Here is a 19,055-nt window from a genome sequence, read left to right as displayed (position 1 = left end):
AAGGAGGGATAAAAAAATGACGGATGATCCTAAAATAAACAGTAACAAAAAAGACCATCAATTGGACCTGTTTCGAGTTGATGATAAAGGGAAAAAGCTGACTACAAATCAAGGATTAAAGGTATCAGTGGATGAGTTTTCACTCAAAGCAGGTAAACGGGGTCCCACATTAATGGAGGATTTTCATTTCCGTGAAAAAATGACCCATTTCGATCATGAGCGTATTCCCGAACGAGTTGTACATGCACGAGGATTTGCTGCTCATGGTGAATTCCAATTATATGAAAGTATGAAACATTTTACGAGAGCCAAGTTTTTACAAGATGTAACGATCAAAACCCCTGTTTTTGTCCGATTTTCAACGGTAGTTGGTTCACGAGGATCTGCTGATAGCGTTCGGGATGTACGAGGTTTCGCAACAAAATTCTATACAGATGAAGGCAACTTTGACTTAGTCGGTAATAATATCCCAGTGTTTTTTATTCAAGACGGCATAAAATTCCCAGATATCGTACATGCAATTAAACCGGAGCCCCACAATGAAATGCCACAAGCTTCCTCAGCACATGATACATTTTGGGACTTTGTCGCTAACAATCAAGAAACCGCTCATATGATTATGTGGCTGATGTCTGACCGGGCAATACCGAGAAGCTTTCGAATGATGGAAGGGTTTGGTGTGCATACGTTTCGTTTTGTAAATGAGCAAGGCAAGGCCTTCTTTGTCAAGTTTCACTGGAAGCCTATACTTGGTAGCCACTCTCTTATATGGGATGAGGCTCATGAACTAGCAGGTAGAGATCCTGACTTCCATCGCCGTGATCTATGGGAAGCAATTGAAAATGGCTTCTATCCAGAGTTTGAGTTAGGTGTTCAAATTATTAATGAGGAAGATGAATTTGCATTTGATTTCGACATTTTGGATTCGACAAAGATTTGGCCCGAGGAAGATGTACCAGTAAAGATCATTGGAAAAATGACATTGAACCGCAATGTCGATAATGTATTTGCTGAAACAGAGCAGGTCGCATTTCACCCTGGCCATGTAGTGCCTGGAATCGATTTTACCAATGATCCGTTATTACAAGCAAGGTTATTTTCTTATACAGACACACAGCTTATCCGTCTCGGCGGCCCAAATTTCCATGAAATACCGATCAACCGGCCAGTTTGTCCGTTTCATAACAATCAGCGTGACGGATATCACAGACAAACGATTAATCTTGGAAAAGTAAGCTATCACAGAAACTCTTTGGCAGGAAATACCCCCTCAGAAGCGAGTGTTGCAGAAGGTGGATATCAGCACTATCAGGAAAAAGTAGAAGGACGTAAAATACAAGGGCGAAGTGAAAGCTTTAATGATCACTTTTCTCAGGCGACTTTATTTTGGAACAGCATGAGTGAAACAGAAAAAAAACATATTATGGATGCATTTAGATTTGAACTAGGAAACGTGAAAAGTAAGTCTGTCAAACAACAAGTCGTCGACATGTTTGCTCACGTCAATTTAGATTTAGCGATTGCTATCGCTGTCGACATTGGTGTCGTACCTCCCAAAACTGGTGGTTCCAATGTTACAAAAGCTTCTCCAGCACTTAGTCAGATGAATACCACATATAGCGCCTTTTCACGTTCGGTTGCAGTTATTGTAACGGATGGCTTTAATGATGCGGATGTAAAGTATGTACTGTCCTCACTAAAAGCTTCTGGTCTACAGCCTAAAATTATTAGTGAGAAACTCGGTATTATCTCTGGCGTTAGAGGTACACACCTAGAAGTTGACTATACTAATTTAACAGCTGATTCTGTGTTATTTGATGCGGTTTATATAATTAGAGGAAGCAATACAAATAAGCAATTTAACAAGGATGTGGCATACTTTATTGACGAAGCATTTTCTCATTTTAAGACGATTGGTGCTACACATGAAGGTATAAAATGGTTAGAAGTATATCAATTTGATAGCAAGCCAGGTGTGGTGACTGGTAATAATATGAACACATTTACACCAGCATTTATAAAGGCAATCGCAAAGCATCGTCATTGGGATCGCCAAGTAGTGTAATCTTAGATGAGAAAATTCGATTCTCCTCCACTGCTAACATTCCAACTAGTATATATCTCCAATATAAGATATACGGAGCCAGAGATAATTATCTCTGGCTCTTTATTTTTATGGGAGATTCTTTCTCTCTGTACCCTCGAACATTTGTATAGAAACAGATAAAGTGGGGAAACAAAAAGAATAAGGATCGTGCAAATGTGGGGTGATTAAAATACACAAAAACTCATTTTTAAATCGTCATAAAAAAAAGGAAAGGAAGAAAAAGGACCAAACGATCATCCGATTAGTAAACAATTTGGATACAAACCTAGATAACTTAAAGAAATTATTAGATGAACCAAACGATTTAGTCATCCGAGAATTTACCATTCGGGGTTCCAATCACCGTTGTGCCACAGCTTATATTGATGGATTAGCAGATGGGGCATATGTTCGCAATAATATAATAGATAATATACAGCTTGAAACGGAAAGAATCCAAATACCTACTAATAAACAAGAACTTTTTGATGTGTTAAATATGGATATTCTCTCCACTTCTTCACTTAAAATAGGAGATTCATTAGATGACGTATCAAACGAAATTTTAAATGGAAGTACCGTTCTATATTTAGATGGGATAGATAAGGTATTCATTATTGGTACACAAGGATGGGACAAACGTGAAATCCAGGAACCTGTAACAGAATCATTAATTCGTGGCCCAAGAGATGGCTTTGTAGAAGATTTGCGTACCAATATAGTCCTAATACGCCGTTATATTCAAGATCCAAATTTACGATTCAAGACGTACCAAATTGGTAGACGATCCAAAAAAGATCTAGTCGTAACCTATATAGCCGATGTTATTCATCCGGATATACTAAAGGAAATTAACAGAAGACTTGAGTCTATTGACATGGATGATGCACCAGAATCTGGTTTTATCGAGCAATGGATTGAAGATAATTTCCTTTCTCCTTTTCCACAAATCCTAAATACAGAGAGACCCGACAAAGCCTCGGCCGCTCTTTTACAGGGGAAAGTTGTCATTATTCTTGATGGAAGTCCGTTTGTATTAATTGCACCAACAACATTAGCAAATGCTATGCAATCCCCAGAGGATTACTATGAACGATGGACAATTGGAACTTTACTTAGAATCTTACGATACATAGCTGCTTTTATCGCAATATTCTTACCATCATTATATATAGCATTAGTCTCCTTCCATCCTGGAATGATTCCATCCGATTTAGCATTCTCGATCGCAGCATCAAGGGAAGGTGTACCATTTACACCTTTAATAGAAGCATTTCTGATGGCGGTCACCATGGAATTATTACGAGAAGCAGGAGCACGCTTACCTAAGACGATTGGACAAACGATTGGAATTGTAGGTGGACTCGTTATCGGAGACGCTGCAGTACAAGCAGGGGTTGTTAGCCCTATCATGGTTATTGTCATTGCCCTTAATGCCATTGCATCATTTGCATTACCAGCATATAGTGTTGCGATTGCTTTTAGAATTATTTTGTTTGGGTTTATCTTCTTAGCTGGAACATTTGGGCTCTATGGAATCATTATCGGTTACATCATGGTAAACATTCATATTGTTAATCTTAAAAGCATCGGAGTTCCTTATTCTGTTCCTTTTGCACCTACCTTCTTTAAGGATTGGGAGGATCTTATTTTCCGTAAACCAATTCCACAGTTAACGAAAAGACCAACTTATATGCAAACAACTGATAAGCAAAAAACTGATAAGGAGAATAGGTAATGAAAACATTTGAATACGCTGATGAGAAAATTTCTGATAAGCAAATTTTGATTGCTGTACCTGCCTTTGTAATCGGTATAGGTATCCTTTCTTTACCACATAGCATTGCCTCCGTAACAATGGCATCTGACGGGTGGGTATCGTTACTATCCGGAGGATTGGTAACCATTCTCATCACATGGTCTGTTGCAAAACTTTCAGCAAGTTTTCCAAATCAGTCTTTTATTACCTATTCATCCGTAATAGTTTCAAGGCCCTTAGCAATCCTTTTAACATTTATGTTCGGAATTTTATCAATGTTTGTAACTGCATTGCAGATTCGCCAAATTGCTGACATTTCCAATCATTATTTGTTAATAGAAACACCGATTGAAATCATTTCCTTTACGTTTCTATTATTGATCATTTATGCGGTAGCCGGTTCAAGAATTGGCCTTTTTCGATTAAATACATTGTTCTTGCCTTTTGTATTATTTATTGCCGTAGTCGTGATGGTCTTTAATATTAATCTGTTTAATCCAAACTTCTTATTGCCCATGTTTCAAACGGATTTTAACGGATATGTGGAAGGATTCAAAAATGGCATATTATCTTATACGGGATTTGGTATTCTGTGGTTTTATATCACACTTGTAAGAAAGCCCGAAAAAGCACCACGAATGGCTGTTTTCGGTATATGTGTCACGATTGTATTATATTTATCACTTTACCTTACCTGTATCATGGTTTTCGGAAATGCGGTTACCTCCAATTTACAGTACCCTACTATAGAGCTTGCTAAAATTGTAGAAATTCCAGGCGGTGTTTTAGAAAGGTTTGAGTCGTTATTCTTTGTTATTTGGATAATGGCCATATTTAACACAACCGCAATGGCATTCGATATCACTGTTCTCGCAATTAATTCTATTTTCACAAATATGGTTAAAATCAAACTCATTTTAATCATTGCACCAATTATATACGTAACGAGTATGTACCCTCAAGATTTAATACAGGTTTCTACCTTTGCATCGTATATTGGTTATAGCTCCACCTTCTACACTTCATTTGTTGTGATTTTATTATTTGTCATTGCCAAAATAAGGAGAGTTATCTAACATGAAACGCGTTCTTACCATAATATCTTGCTCTATTGTACTATTACTTACAGGTTGCTGGGATGAATTACCAATCGATGATAGAGGCTTTGTTATTGGAAGTGCACTCGATATGGCAGAAGAACAAAAAGAAGGTACCTATAACATAACATTGACCAGTCAATTTGTAATACCAGGGAACTTACCGAACCCTAATCAAACGGGAGGTGGAGAACAGACAGCATTCACAAACTTATCAGCTACTGGTCAAAGTTCGTTTCAAATTTCCAGAGAGATGTTAAGCCTTACTAATTTGATCCCTAATTATGAGCATTTAAAAATTTTAATCGTTTCCCATGAAATTGCCAGTCAGCCTGATGTATTTTCTAGTGTATTAGACGGGTTTATTCGAGATCATGAAATGCGTAGAGGAATAAAAGTAATGATATCGGAAGGAAGCGCAAAAGAAATACTCGAAATTAAACCAAAAACAGATGAACTTCCTTCCCGAATCATCGATACTATAATGGAAAATAATATAAAATCTCTAGAATTAATTGAACCAGTTCCGGTTGGAAGACTACATCAATATTTGTTAAATAAAGAAAGCTACGTTCTCCCACTTATTTCCTTATCAGGGGATAATATCAGGTATAATGGTGTGGCAGTATTTGACGGACTAACAGATCATCAGGTTGGAGCACTTTCTGGTGATGACGTTAAAGGCTTTAGACTGATAGAAGGGGATATTAAAAATGGAATAATACCTTTTTATATAGATGGGGAACTTATGATATATGAGATAAATAATGCAAAGAGTTCCATCAACATAAATACTAACAATCCGGCTAATATAAAAATATCGATAGCTATTGATACAGAAGGAGCTATTGCCGAAATGTTCGGCAGTAAGTCACTTTTAGATCAAGCATATATGAAGAAAATAGAAAAGAATATAAATGAGAAAATGGAACAAATCGTTCTCAATACGGTGGAGAAGGCCCAGCAAGAGTTAGAAGTGGATTTTCTAGGGTTCAGTAACATTTTAAAACAAAGGCACTATAATGTCTGGAAAAAGATTGAAAACGATTGGGAGCAAGGAGAGAAATTATTTTCGCAAAGTACAGTAGAAGTAACAGCAAACGCCGCCGTACGAAATATAGGAGCTTCAGACAAAGCAAAAGATAATAGAATGGAGAGATAAATATGTGGGAAATTATCATTGGGAAATTACCTGATAAGTTAATTTTGATTGTCACCATATTAACTGTGCTTGTGCCTTATGTTATTTATAAAGCAAATCAAAAACTACACAAAAACGGCGACCCACCATGGAAAAAAAAGGGCTAGTTTACAAATTAGCGGGCTTTATTGAATTACCTTTCCTATATAATGAAATCTATCCAAAAAACAGCTAAGTATGATAAATCTTTATTATCTGACCTATCCTTAACGACCAATTTAAGAAGGTGTAAAAGTGACTTACCATATTAAACCAGCGTCTTTGCAAATAAGATACTCCCCCTGTTTCTTGATGACCCTATATTATTTTCTTACATTACTCAAAAAAAAAGGTGCAAGTGAAACGTGAAGCCATCTGAAGTATTGTTATGGAGCATTGCACTGCCTGGATTTGGTCAGTTACTTAATGGGAAAATAATTAAAGGGATTATCTTAATTGGATTAGAATTTATCATTAATGTACAAGCAAATTTAAACGAAATACTTATTTTTAGTTTTTATGGCCAAATGGAAATGGCTATTGACAAAGCAGACTACCAATGGCTTCTGTTCTATCCTTGTTTATACTTTTTTGCGATGTGGGATGCTTATCGAGATGCTGGCGGTGGTGGCAAGCCCTATTCTTCCTTGCCATTTGTTTTTTCCGCTTATTTTGTAACAGTGGGAACGATCTTTTCCTCAAGTTTTACGTTGTTCGGCGTATTATTAGGTCCTATTTGGCTACCAATAGTAAGTGTATTACCAGGGGTGCTTGTAGGGTTGCTTTTGCAAAAGCTCATCAGAAAAGCGCAGGGCAAAGATAAAAAATCATCCTGACGAAGGATGAGAAGCTGTTTTAAATCCAACCAATCTTTCTTCAACGATATCAAAGGAAAGAACATAAAATAATAAAGCTGGTATCAAGAAAAAGTTATGTAATTGCATGAGCATTTTTCCTTGTATATGGTGCTTTCATTTCTTTTACTCCTCCTCATTCTAATAACTTTGTGGTCTCTAGAATAGTTAATTAAAAAGTAGTTCATTTTGGTAAGCCTGCTCCAAAATTGAACTACTTTTTTTACTGATCAGTTTTCTTTATTTTCAGCTAATTTCTCACGATCTTCTGTTCCTGGTGGTTCCTCTAACCAATTGTTTTTAATCATAATATCCGCTCCACTTTTTGCAAGCTTAGACACTTCTAAAGATAGACGTTCATAATTCGCCATCAAATCACTTCGTTGACTGGCAGCAGCAGCAGTAGCATAATTGCCAATTCCAGCTGCCATGAGGAGTGACATATGAAACATCATTAACTTATCAGAAAATGTTGGAGTAGTCGAGTTACTTACTGCAACATCAGGAACTTGTGGAGCTTCTGTATCATTTTCTAATAGAGTATCAACAAAAACCTTAATATGTTTCTTGGCCACTTCTTTCCCCCGTAACATAAATTCTTGTACTTCTGGTGTTGGGGACGTTTGAGCAAATGATATACATAGCTTTAACCCTATGGAATTTGTCTGAATGTTCGTATATAAATGAGAAATCTCGGTAGCATTTAATGGTCTTTTTTGATTTAAAGGATTTAAGCCACTCATGTACTTTTTACTATCGACATAAGTTGATTCTTTTGGAACTCCAATATACGGATGCCTTGCATTTACTCCTTTGGATAGGCCGGTTTCGGTTGATTGAGTAAAAAGCTTTATTGACTCGTTAAGTCCTTGTATAAAGTAATCTCGTATATCCTCCCTAGCACTCATAGAGACAAATCCACTATAAGTTATCATTCCTACTTTCGCTATATGATTAATATAGCTTAAACAAAATAAATCTGTATAAAGCCACGGAGCATCCATGTTCACATCTTGATCAGTAAACCCGTTAGGTTTGGAATAATTATCTTGTTCAAAGATAGTGAGTAATGTATCAAGATTGTTAACGGAAATGTTATACGCAGACTGTACAACTGGCTTTATATCGGGATCCTCAACATGTTGCAGCATAAAACTTAATACTTTCGTCGTCATACTGTCATTCATATATCCCATCCATAATGAAGAAATTTCACCGGCTGTAAGGTGTATCTTCTTTTCACACATTATGCAAACCTCCTACATAAAATTAAACATACTTCTATTATGTACAAGATTAAGCATATTATGTTCAACATCTAAATAGTTTTTGCTTTTGATAACCGTAATGATAAGAAAATTAATGCTGCTAAAATTAGCAATAAACCTAATAATATTTGTAAAGTAATAGCTTCCTTTACAACCACAATTCCAAGAACAGATGCTGTTAGTGGCTCTGCAAGTGAAAGCGTTACGGCAGTTGATGCTGAGGTTCCTAATAACCCACGTGCAAAGAATAAGTACGCAATCGCTGTTGCTAATATCCCTAAATGTAAGGCCACTATTATACCATTGATCTGTAATAACCAGGAAAAATCATACAATAATAGCAGTGGTGACAAAAGAATAGCAGCACACGTAAACACAACCGCTACAACGTTTTCGGAACGATGGTTTTCCAATAACTTTTTACTAAATAGCGTATATGCAGCAAAGGATAAACCTGCGCCAACAGCCATTAAGATACCTAATGACGAAATCGTGACTGCTTGATCATTGGAAACTAACAATGAACATCCTATAACCGCTAGAATTGTAGCAACTAACCAACGCTTGTCTGGCGTTTTTCGGTATAATAACCATTCCAGTAATCCGGCTAATATTGGCGCACTCCCAATGGCTACCACTGTTCCAACTGCTACCCCTGTCCATGATACAGCTGAGAAAAACAGCGGTTGGTAAGCTGCCATCGCTAATGCAGCTAAAAATGTCGTCCGTTTTGGCCAACTTCTGATATAAAACTTTCCCTGTATGATGACAAATACTAATAAAGTTATTCCACCGATAGCTAAACGAATTGCACCTATTGCTACTGGATGTGCCGATAATGGCGCAAAGCTTTGAGCTGTTCCAGTTGTCCCCCAAAGTACTGCTGCAATTAATATAAACAAAATAGCATTTCGACTGCCCATCCAAACTCGCTCCCATTCTACATCTTTTATCATTCTCTATTTGGGTATCAGATTTCTATTATATACTAGATGGAAAAATCTTTTAAATGATCGCTTCCACAACATAAAGTGAAATAGACAAAATTCCTTTCTTATCTGTAAAAAAACAACGAGGCTGGGACAAAAGAAATGTATAAGCACAAAAAACCAAACGATTATTCAAATAGACCTTGAAATCGTTTGGTTTTTCCTATTTAGTAGGAACATACTACGCACTAACTTCTGTTGCTTCGTCGTAATTTTTGAGAGGCTATAGTTGCGTAACAATCGCTCCGGCTATCCACTTTCCTTTCCACAGTTTTTTGGCCCCTCAGTATAGGAAACACTGTGAAAGCTTGCTTGAACAGATGTTGACTTATGCCCTAAGGGTAAAAGCGAAACGAACAGCCAGAGCGGATGCATTGCCTTAAGTTGTCCCTTCTATTCTTTGCTTGGGAACGATATTCGCTTTTTCCTCACGTACAAACCTGCTAGACCCGATCCATGCCGCAAATGCAAATAGTAAATAAATTGCCTGTGTAGCATGTGCTCCCTGAAGAATAACCTGCAAACCCATTCCGAATCCGAGCGCGGGAATGACAATTAAGAATGTTCGAAAAACCCGCTCAAAACCTTTTTCAAGTGGTAGTGGCCAAATTCGAGAAAAGAATACTCCTAAACCGACACCAAACCCTGATACAACAAAGAACTGTAACAGAACAATCGGTGTAGGAAAGGGCCATTTCATCAGATAATGACCTGTTAGATAAAAGATCTCAAAAAATAAAGTAATCCCTATTACCTTTTGAAAAGTTCGTAAATTCAGCCATGGATGGAAAAGATACACCATTACTAATAGCCCAGCTAAAATCAATGTCGCATTCATCTTTTTCCTCCTTTATGATTCTCACTTATCTATCTCTGGCGCGCGCACATTTTCTATTAACTCCTGAATCTCCTTAGGCGGTTCAGGGGTCATTCGTGAAACGATAAAGCTGACAATAAAGTTCAATATCATTCCTACTACTCCGACACCTTGAGCGTTAATACCAAAGAAACTGTCTAAAATCGGTTCATCCGTTCCTAAAATAGTCGGGGACAGGATCGCACCGATCATGATCAACGTGAAACCTAAACCGGTCAAAATACCTGCGATCGCTCCCTCCTTATTCATCCGCTTGTCGAAGATACCTAAGAGAATAACCGGGAACAAACTTGCTGCACCTAAACCAAAGGCAAGTGCTACCACTTCTCCTGCAAACCCTGGAGGGTTAATACCGACATATGCTGCCAAAGCTAACGCAATCAGCAATGTAATTCGGCCTACTCGCAGCCTTTGTGATTCTGAGGCTTCTTTATTAAAAATCCGATAATAGATGTCATGTGATACTGCACTCGTCATCGTAATTAATAACCCTGAAGCCGTGGATAATGCAGCTGCCAGTCCTCCAGCTGCAACCAATGCAATAATAAAAGGTGCAAGGTTAGCTACTTCTGGTGTGGACAAAACGATAATGTCTCCGTCAATCACCACCTCATTGTCATCACCGCCAGTAAAATTAACCATACCGTCACCATTCTTATCCTCTAATTGCAATAATCCTGTCGTTTCCCATTTGTTTACCCAATCAATATTCCGCACTTCTTCCAATGGCTGGTCTGCTATCGTATCAATTAAATTATATTTGGCAAACGCACCAACTGCAGGGGCAGTTAAATAAAGCAGTCCGATAAAGATGATTGCCCAAACCGCTGACCAACGTGCCGCACGTACACTTTTGACCGTATAAAAACGGACAATAACGTGTGGAAGTCCAGCAGTTCCTGCCATTAAGGCTAGGGTAACCATAAAGACATTAATCATCGATAAGTTAGTGAACGGAGCCATATATTCCGTCATACCCAGATCCACTTGAATCTGTCCCAAACGATCGACAATATCACTGCTTGTTATAGCAAGCTGTGGAATAGGATTACCGGTTAACTGAAACGAAATAGCAAATGCAGGGATTAAAAAGGCGATAATGATAACAAAATATTGGATAGCCTGCGTCCACGTTACCCCTTTCATCCCACCTAGTAATGCAAAAAACCCGACAACCGCCATTCCTATCAGAACCCCGATAATAATATCAACCTGAAGGTAACGACTGAAAACAATTCCGACTCCACGCATTTGACCGGAGATATAAGTAAGTGAGATAAAAATCGTCGCAACAGCAGCTACTGCACGTGCACTGCTCGAATAAAAACGGTCACCAATAAAATCAGGTACCGTAAACTTACCGAATTTACGTAAATAAGGAGCAAGTAGTAATGCTAAAAGAACATATCCACCAGTCCAACCCATTAAATAAATCGTTCCGTCATAGCCTAAAAATGCTACTAATCCTGCCATCGATATAAAAGATGCAGCAGACATCCAATCGGCAGCAATTGCAGCTCCATTTGCTACAGTGGGAACACCCTGCCCTGCAACATAAAAATTAGAGGTATCTCGAACTCTTGACCACCAACCAATTCCTGTGTAAACAGCAAACGTAATTAGAACAAGAATAATCGTAATAGCTTCAACACTCATGAAAACCCCTCCTTAAACCTGCTTTCCTATTTCTAATCCCCATTCTTTAACATCTCTTTATATTGCTTATCAAGTTTATCCATACGAACTGCATAAATGAGTATGAGGAAGATAAATACCAAGATCGCTCCCTGATGCGCAAACCAAAACGATAATGAAACCTTCAGAAACGACACGTTAGAAAGGGGTTCAGCAAACAGAACGCCCGCACCAAGGCCAACCAGAAACCAAACGATAAGCAAACCTACGATTAATTGGATATTTTTCTTCCAATACCATCTTTGTTTTTCATTGAGTGTTTGATTCATTGACTCTTCCTTCCTTTCCTACTAAATTATTAATGTAGAGTATTCAAGAAACAGTAAACGCTTACAATTGTAAGAAAGCATTTTGTACTCTTTGAAAAGTTTATCTGATTTATAGGATCAAAGCCCATCCTCTTTGAACGCATAAAAAAAACTAAATACTCTAACACTTGTATTTAGTATATAAAATATAATTAATTCAATTTCGAGATTTTCATAAAATGCCAAACTGACTGTTTAAATTGTTGACTTTTATGTCTGAATGGTTAATTTAATCCTTGTAATACATCAAAAAATTCCTTCGCTACCGTCCTGCTCATCGGAATTTGGGATTTATTTTTATCTTTTAATACAATGTTATAGGCTCCATTAAACCATGGTGTGATTTCTTCGATCGCATCAAGGTTTACAAGATAACTTCGATGTGATCTGTAAAAAGGGAATGCGAATAGCTTTTCCTCTAGCTCTTTCAAATTCATTCTCGTTTCAATTACTTCGTTCGTTAACGTATGCAAGAGTAGTTGTCTTCCTTCACGGACTGCATAACCGATCTGAGATGGATCGATTACCACCATTTTATTATCAGTCGAAATAATCAGCTTTTCAATTTTTAGTTTTTTGTTTTGTTTTTTCATTAGTACTTCTCGCACCCGTTTCATCGCAATATCAAAGCGGGTTTGGTCAAACGGCTTCAGTAAGTAATCCGTAGCTTGAAGATCAAAGGCCTGCACAGCGTAAGTGTCATAGGCAGTTGTAAATACAATTACCGGCTCGTGTTCTTCTTGTTTACGCAAAATCTCCGCTGCTTCTAAACCAGAGATACTAGGCATATGAATATCCAAAAATAATACATCTGGCTTATATTCATGATAATACTGGATTAACTGCTTGCCATTCTCTGCACTCGGACAAAGGATCACATCCTCTTCCTGTGCAAGTAAATATGTCAGCTCTTCACGACCTAAACGCTCATCCTCTGCAATCATCACATGCATCTTCATTCATCTCGCTCCTCTGTTCCGACTAGAATTTTGAATGAAACCGAACTTCCATTTTCGGAAAGGTTGTGAAAGTGTAATCGACTTTCTTCTCCCAAAATTCCTTTCAACCGCTCATTAATATTATATAAGGCTGTTCCATTACCATTCTTCGGATCTACTGGTTTCGTTCCGAGCAAGGTGAGAATATCATGAGCAAAACCTTTACCGTTGTCCCGCACTTCAATATACACCCAGTCTTTTTTTCTAGTAATCGTTAGATCGATTCTTCCCTTCATTTGTTGATCCTTTAATCCGTGCTGAATACAATTTTCAATAAGAGGCTGTAATGTGGCCGGAGGTATCAATACATCTCCAACATTCTGATCAATAAGTTTTTGAATGATTAACTGATCCATGAAACGGGCTGTAACAATCTCCACATAGGCGTTAACGTGTGCGAGTTCATCTTTCAAGGGAATCAGGGTTTTACTAGCAATGGTTAGATTTGCCCTCATATAATGACTGAGCTGTATTAAAATATGACGTGCTTTCTCCTGATTAACCCGCATCAAGGAATGAAGCAAATTAAAAGTGTTGAATAGAAAATGTGGATTAATTTGTGCCTGCAGATTTCTTATTTCTGCTTCCTTTAGAAGCTCTTTCATTCGTTCCGCTTCAAACCCACTGATTTGATTGGAAATAATCGTCCCCAGCCCTTTAGCAAGCTCAATTTCAACAGCGCGAATCTGCTGGGAATGGCGAAAATATAAATTAATCAGACCAATTATTTCCCCAGAACGATATATCGGTACCATGATTGCCGTTTTCAGCGGACATACTTCAACACGACACTGAATTCCTTCACGATCATACGCAACCTGAAGCTCCCCCGTAGCAAGCGCTTTATGCGAAAGTCTCATTTTTAGCGGTTCTCCTAAGCGATGATGATCATCTCCGAGGCCTACATGACTTAGCACCTTCTGTTTATCTGTAATCGCAATAGCTGCAACATCAAGCTCATTATACAGAAGCTTTGCCATTCTGTCTGCATTAGAGATGATCGATGCATCCTGAAGAATAGGTAATGCTTTTTCGGCAATTGACAGAGCTCTGTTTGTTTCAATTGCTGCTTCCCGTTCCGTCTCGTTAAGTGCTGCTCGTATTACCATCGTAAAAATCGCAAGAGCAATAGCATTCGTAATGACAAGTGGTATACCTATTGTATTAACAAGCTCTACCCCTTTTTCCTGATCAGAGATAAAAATCAGCAGCATTCCCATATGCAATACCGGTGGAAACATACCGATAAACAATGCTTTTCCCGGCGCAATAACTCGTTCATCTGAAAAAAACCGACCGGTCCATCCGGTCATTAAACCAGCTAAAGGGTTAATGACACTGTTCGCAACCCAAGCATCTCCCCCCATGAAGGCGAGATAAACACCAGTGATCATACCAGTTCCAAGCCCGACATACGGGCCGCCAAGTAATCCGGCAATCATGACCACTACCATACTGAAGCCGATCAGCACTTCACTGGATGTGACCTCTGTAAATCTTGATGCAAGTTCCAATGTGTCCATATGTATCAGTACACCGGTATGCGTACCTAGAACTCCGATAGAACCAAATACAAGCGCAAGATAAATAACGGTGTCAATGGCAATATCTCTGTCCAAAAGTGACCGAAAGCCCGGAATTTGGGTTAACATGAAGGCTGCCAGAAGCAATAAGCCAATTCGTTCAAACAAAACAATCGTGAGGTCAATCATACGAAGCAACCTCCTGTTTTTCCCTGGACATTTTTATCAATAAATCTTGATAGCTTTTTTCATCCTTTTTTGCTACTAAGGCACCAATCACTCCTCCCGCAAAGCCAGCTGGGATGGAGAGAATCCCTGGATTAGCTAGCGGGAAAAGGCCGTATCCCTCTGGTCCTAAAACTACAAGGATAAGAGAGAGTAAAAATCCAGTTAATAATGTGGTATAGGCACCCACTGCATTATACCGTTTCCAGTAAAAGGTTAGTATAAGTAAGGGAAACAGTGTGGAAGCAGCTACCGCAAAAGTAATGGAGACGAGAAATGCTACATTACTCTCTTCCATCTCTATCGATAAGAGGATCGACAATATTCCAATTACTCCAGCTACAATCCTCGCTACCTGAAGCTGTTTTTTCTCATCCACCTTATTTTTCTTCCAAAGATGAAAATAGATATCATGTGCAAATGAAGAGGTGGCCGCAAAAACGAGACCAGTTACAACTGCAATGATGGTAGCAAAGGCGACAGCCATTACAAAAGCAATAAGAAAGTCACCGCCGACAGCCTCTGCCAACAATAAAGCAGACAAATTCCCACTTACATCTGCCTCTACTAGTATTTCACTTCCAACAAGTGCAATCGCCCCCACTCCCAGAATAAGTGTCATTAAATAAAACAAACCAATTATCCAGGAAGCAGACATGGCAGATAACCTTGCTTGCCTCGCGTTTTTCACTGTCAAAAAGCGAATAAGTATATGGGGAAGACCAGAAGTTCCCAAAATCAACGTAATGGTTAGGGAAACTTTTTCCACTGGATGAGTGAACAGATTACCAGGTTGAAAAAACGCTGTCCCATAAGAACTTTGTAGTGTTGCTTCATTTATTAAGCTGAAGAAATCCCAATTCAACCAGGAAAGCAGGATAAATACCACTAGTAATGTTCCTCCCATAAGGAGCACCGTTTTGATAATCTGTACCCAAGATGTTGCTAACATTCCACCAAATGCTACATACACCGTCATTAACACCCCGATAATACACACTGCTACGCGAAAATCGACTCCAAGCAAAAGACGAATCAATAAACCCGAAGCTACAAGCTGTGGGATCATATACAAAACCGAAATACATATACCACTAATGGCAACGGACGCACGCATCTTGTTTCCCGGAAATCGGGCAGTAACTACATCTGCAATAGAATAAGTACCAAGCCGATGGATCGGTTCCACGATTAATAACAGCAATATCACATAAGAAACAAGAAAGCCTGTAGCATATAAAAATCCGTCATAACCATAGAGCGCAATTAATCCTGTAATGCCTAAAAATGAAGCAGCACTGATAAAATCACCTGCAATAGCCATCCCATTTTGCAAACCAGACAGACTGCCTGCTGCCACATAAAATTGATGAGCGGTTCTACTCCTCTCTGCTGCCCAATGGGTAATGACGAGCGTTCCAATTACGATAACGACGAAAAAAATAAAATAGGTAAAATTCATTGGCCATCTCCTGCATTGGTCTGTTTCCATCTTGTCTCGAGCTTTCGATTACATGATTTTATGAAAAAGTAATGCCAGACCCCTACTCCCCAAGTCATTAGAAATAATACAAGAACATATCCCCATGCCAAAGGGAGAAAATATGTATTTTGTTCTGATATAAAACTAATTAAAGCAAGGGGAAACAATAGATAAAAAAGAATAATGACAGCAGCAGTAACAATCAGAGTACGATGTTTTTTTCTAATTTGGTCCTCAATGACGTAAGCGGTTTCATTTGTTTGGTTATGTTGCATGAACATCCTCCTCTCTGAAGGAATCACTATAATTAGACTTTCTCTATTAGAGGGAATTTTCACCTCAATTGATGGTCAAGGAGTTAGCACCCGTGATCCCTCGCTACTTATCTCGTTGCAATGCTTGAAGTATGAAATGGGGCTTATAGACGGTTAGCACCGTGATTTAATGGTCTTTATCGTATGCAATTATAATGGAGTATGTATAAATATGTCAATTTTGTGAACAGCTATGCAAAGAAGTCATTCCACCAATCCATTCCCACCTTTTCCCATATAGTACTTTGTAAGCTATCGTTCGAGGCGTTTTTCTTTTCTAAGGTTAACTGAAGAGCCGTCCGTTGGTATAGAAAACACTGTGAACGCCATTTGTGCTTGAGTAGATGCTGCACTTGCACCTTATCGTGAGAACGAAGTATTTTGCCGAAGCGGTGAGTGTGTCCAGCTGTTAAGATTCGAATTTTTGTTTACAAATCTTTTGTCCTAGCCTCTTTTGATATAAATTGGCTTAATTGGCACTCATTCTATAAATGAATCCATGGTTATAGTTCTTTTTTACTAAATATATACATAGATTTAACATGAACTTAATATTGTTTTGTTACAATTTGTCAGTGCAAGGATAATCTAAAAATGGAGGATTACAAATTGAAGTTTTTTTTCAGCAAGTCAGGTAAAAAGCCAATGAAAGAAAAGAAATCTAATCAAAGCTTGCTATCAAAGGTTAATTTACAAACTAGATTACTAGTTTTATTTTTTGTTCTCTTCATCGTTTCCATTAGTGTTGTCGGTGTAAGTTCCTATCTCAATGCAAAAGAGACAACAATGGAAACAATTGAAAACCGATTAACACGTGAAGGAGAGTTGATGGCATACATAGCTGACAATCTGAAATTTTTATATGTTAGTGACGATGAATATTTTATGCAGCAGCTGGAAGCAGAAATACGATCACAAACAGAAAGGCTTAAAGAAGAAGGAATCAGTTCTGATATTTACTCTATTGTCAATGGCAATGTCACACCGTTCCAAGTTAGCAGTGACAGTAACATTACTATTCCCGATACCTTGGTAGATAAACTGGTAGAATTAAACAAAGGTGTCATTCATGAGGAGATAGATGGAACCAATTATACATTGGTTGTCGAGAATTTACATGAGCAAATTGATGGTTTATATGTATTGGCTGTTCCTACCCAATCCTATATGGGGGCTGTTAATGATATGGCTCAAACGATTATTACCGTCATTATCGTTAGCCTAATCGTCTCTTTTTTCATTATATTATTTTTCGTTAGAAGTTTAACCAAACCATTAATGAAACTAAAAGATGCAATGAGAGAGGCACGGAACGGAAACCTAAAAGATACGGTAGAAGTGGTTACATCCATACCGGAAATTATCTCCCTTCATAAAAGTTATGACGCTATGATCAACCAAATGCGGCAAATGCTGAAGGAACTCACTGATACTACTTCCCAACTTGAGACAACTGGTGATCTGCTAAAAGATTCTTCTGGCAGTACGTTATCAGCAAGTCACCAATTAATTGAGTCTATTAATGTCGTCAAGGAAGGTGCCGAGCATACCGCTAGCAGTTCAGAGAAAAGTGCCAATAGTTTCAGCGAAATGAAAGAGAAGGTTTTTTCGTTATTAGAAAACATGAAGATGGTTCATAGCAGTTCAGAGAATATGAATCAATCTGCAGCATCTGGTGAGAAAAATATGACGACCCTCATCGAAATGATTACTGCATTTGGACAAGGTTTTGAGCAACTGAATCAAACGATCCAACAAGTACATGCACACTCATCGTCGATTACTAGCTTAGTAGACTTAATTAAAGGAGTAGCAGAGCAAACGAAGCTTTTGGCACTAAACGCTGCCATTGAGGCTGCTCGAGCCGGTGAATCTGGTAAAGGATTTGCTGTCGTAGCAAATGAAGTAAGGAAGTTGGCAGAGCAATCCGCAAATGCAACAGAGGAAATAACCTACTCTATCTCAGAAATGGACAATGTGACGAAACAAGCATCTCTTGAATTTGATCAAATGCATACAAACATCACTTCAAACTTAACGATCGCTAATGACACGAAGTTATCAATTGATGAATTAATGAGGCAAATTGAGATCGTTAGCAGTCGCATCAACAATATGGAAGGTGAACTGCAAAACGTGCACCATATTCTCCCTGAGCTCGAACAAGCAACGATTAGCTTTGCATCTGTTTCGCAGGAAACTTTAGCAAGTGCAGAAGAAATGTATACTACAAGTGAGGAACAAATTCATCAAATGGAGAGAACACATGAAATCGGCTTACAATTAACTAATTTATCACAGTCTCTTGCTAAATTGACAAAACGGTTTCGAATACATTAAAAGGATTGCACATAACTATGCATTTCTTTGTAATGAATCTTGGGCGCTATTCTTTTTAC

The 19,055-nt window shown here is 38.2% G+C and carries 16 protein-coding genes; 7 read left to right on the top strand and 9 right to left on the bottom strand.

What is annotated here, in order from left to right:
- The first annotated feature begins 16 nt into the window (after positions 1-16).
- From ACTNEP_RS18255 to ACTNEP_RS18230, 6 genes are all read left to right on the top strand, one after another.
- The gene (locus tag ACTNEP_RS18255) at positions 17-2,065 is read left to right on the top strand and encodes a catalase (protein ID WP_441163410.1); all 2,049 of its coding nucleotides are present in this window, start codon (positions 17-19) and stop codon (positions 2,063-2,065) included.
- 202 nt (positions 2,066-2,267) lie between these two features.
- A complete protein-coding gene (locus ACTNEP_RS18250; RefSeq protein ID WP_441163409.1) occupies positions 2,268-3,824 on the top strand; it encodes a spore germination protein in 1,557 nt (518 codons plus the stop codon).
- Positions 3,824-4,921: a GerAB/ArcD/ProY family transporter gene (locus tag ACTNEP_RS18245; protein WP_441163408.1), complete on the top strand. Its 1,098-nt coding sequence runs from the start codon at positions 3,824-3,826 to the stop codon at positions 4,919-4,921. Before ACTNEP_RS18250 ends, ACTNEP_RS18245 begins: the two co-directional genes overlap by 1 nt.
- Position 4,922: 1 nt before the next feature.
- Complete coding sequence (locus ACTNEP_RS18240) at positions 4,923-6,104, top strand: Ger(x)C family spore germination protein (RefSeq protein ID WP_441163407.1); 1,182 nt, start codon at positions 4,923-4,925, stop codon at positions 6,102-6,104.
- A 2-nt stretch (positions 6,105-6,106) separates the two neighbouring features.
- On the top strand, positions 6,107-6,250 hold the full coding sequence (locus tag ACTNEP_RS18235) for a hypothetical protein (protein ID WP_441163406.1): 144 nt from the start codon (positions 6,107-6,109) through the stop codon (positions 6,248-6,250).
- A 237-nt stretch (positions 6,251-6,487) separates the two neighbouring features.
- Positions 6,488-6,958, top strand: coding sequence for a hypothetical protein (locus tag ACTNEP_RS18230; protein WP_441163405.1), 471 nt, complete (start codon positions 6,488-6,490; stop codon positions 6,956-6,958).
- 248 nt (positions 6,959-7,206) lie between these two features.
- On the opposite strand, the gene ACTNEP_RS18225 is transcribed toward ACTNEP_RS18230, so the two are convergent.
- From ACTNEP_RS18225 to ACTNEP_RS18185, 9 genes are all read right to left on the bottom strand, one after another.
- Complete coding sequence (locus ACTNEP_RS18225; RefSeq protein WP_441163404.1) at positions 7,207-8,223, bottom strand: DUF3231 family protein; 1,017 nt, start codon at positions 8,221-8,223, stop codon at positions 7,207-7,209.
- A 71-nt stretch (positions 8,224-8,294) separates the two neighbouring features.
- Positions 8,295-9,167 (bottom strand): EamA family transporter, encoded by an 873-nt coding sequence (locus ACTNEP_RS18220; protein ID WP_441163403.1) that lies wholly within the window; start codon positions 9,165-9,167, stop codon positions 8,295-8,297.
- Positions 9,168-9,612: 445 nt separating this feature from the next.
- Entirely contained in the window at positions 9,613-10,071 is a 459-nt protein-coding gene (locus tag ACTNEP_RS18215) for a hypothetical protein (protein WP_441163402.1), read from the bottom strand.
- A 21-nt stretch (positions 10,072-10,092) separates the two neighbouring features.
- Complete coding sequence (locus tag ACTNEP_RS18210; RefSeq protein ID WP_441163401.1) at positions 10,093-11,766, bottom strand: sodium:solute symporter family protein; 1,674 nt, start codon at positions 11,764-11,766, stop codon at positions 10,093-10,095.
- Between the two features lie 32 nt (positions 11,767-11,798).
- Positions 11,799-12,074: a DUF4212 domain-containing protein gene (locus ACTNEP_RS18205; RefSeq protein ID WP_441163400.1), complete on the bottom strand. Its 276-nt coding sequence runs from the start codon at positions 12,072-12,074 to the stop codon at positions 11,799-11,801.
- A gap of 263 nt (positions 12,075-12,337) precedes the next feature.
- Positions 12,338-13,072: a LytR/AlgR family response regulator transcription factor gene (locus ACTNEP_RS18200; RefSeq protein WP_441163399.1), complete on the bottom strand. Its 735-nt coding sequence runs from the start codon at positions 13,070-13,072 to the stop codon at positions 12,338-12,340.
- Positions 13,069-14,823 carry a LytS/YhcK type 5TM receptor domain-containing protein gene (locus ACTNEP_RS18195; protein WP_441163398.1) on the bottom strand — a complete coding sequence of 585 codons (1,755 nt, stop codon included), beginning with the start codon at positions 14,821-14,823 and terminating at the stop codon, positions 13,069-13,071. Before ACTNEP_RS18195 ends, ACTNEP_RS18200 begins: the two co-directional genes overlap by 4 nt.
- Complete coding sequence (locus ACTNEP_RS18190) at positions 14,816-16,321, bottom strand: solute symporter family protein (protein WP_441163397.1); 1,506 nt, start codon at positions 16,319-16,321, stop codon at positions 14,816-14,818. Before ACTNEP_RS18190 ends, ACTNEP_RS18195 begins: the two co-directional genes overlap by 8 nt.
- Complete coding sequence (locus ACTNEP_RS18185) at positions 16,318-16,617, bottom strand: hypothetical protein (RefSeq protein WP_441163396.1); 300 nt, start codon at positions 16,615-16,617, stop codon at positions 16,318-16,320. The genes ACTNEP_RS18190 and ACTNEP_RS18185 overlap by 4 nt, the downstream gene beginning before the upstream one ends.
- Positions 16,618-17,265: 648 nt before the next feature.
- On the opposite strand from ACTNEP_RS18185, the gene ACTNEP_RS18180 reads away from it, so the two are divergent.
- Complete coding sequence (locus tag ACTNEP_RS18180) at positions 17,266-18,996, top strand: methyl-accepting chemotaxis protein (protein WP_441163395.1); 1,731 nt, start codon at positions 17,266-17,268, stop codon at positions 18,994-18,996.
- Positions 18,997-19,055: the final 59 nt, after the last annotated feature.

Source organism: Gracilibacillus sp. HCP3S3_G5_2, from assembly GCF_052063305.1.
Lineage (GTDB): Bacteria > Bacillota > Bacilli > Bacillales > Amphibacillaceae > Gracilibacillus.
Note: the sequence above shows the minus strand (reverse complement) of the source record. Positions and strands in the feature narration are given on the sequence as shown.